Source organism: Acinetobacter sp. NIOH-H-8 (assembly GCF_046635365.1).
In the GTDB taxonomy this organism is placed as follows: domain Bacteria; phylum Pseudomonadota; class Gammaproteobacteria; order Pseudomonadales; family Moraxellaceae; genus Acinetobacter.
The window spans coordinates 1-413 of record NZ_JBHDVN010000273.1; the positions used below are offsets into that span (position 1 = coordinate 1).

The 413-nt window shown below is 60.0% G+C and carries 1 pseudogene; it reads right to left on the reverse strand.

What is annotated here, in order from left to right:
* A pseudogene (locus ACEWB7_RS18190) lies at window positions 1-396 on the reverse strand (hypothetical protein); the annotation flags it as partial.
* Window positions 397-413: the final 17 nt, after the last annotated feature.

Here is a 413-nt window from a genome sequence, read left to right on the forward strand (position 1 = left end):
GGCGTAAGCCGCCACCAGCCATTTAATACCCTGGCCCTGGAATGCCACCTGCAAACGGCTATGCTCGCCGCTGCCTTCCATATTGACGATGGTTCCTTCACCAAACTTAGCGTGGCGTACGCGCTGGCCGAGCTTGTAGCCGCTGTCGTTCTCGACCATCGGCGTACCCATACGCTGATGGCTGACCGGGCGGCTTACCGTGGCGCGCAGGCGCACCTCTTCCACACACTCTTCCGGCAACTCACCGATAAAGCGCGACGGGCGATGGTAAACCTCTTTGCCATACAGACGGCGGGTTTCCGAGTAGGTCAGCGTCTGTTTCTGCATCGCGCGGGTTACGCCAACGTAGGCCAGACGGCGTTCTTCTTCCAGACGCCCGCGTTCATCCAGCGACATCTGGATTGGGAACATGC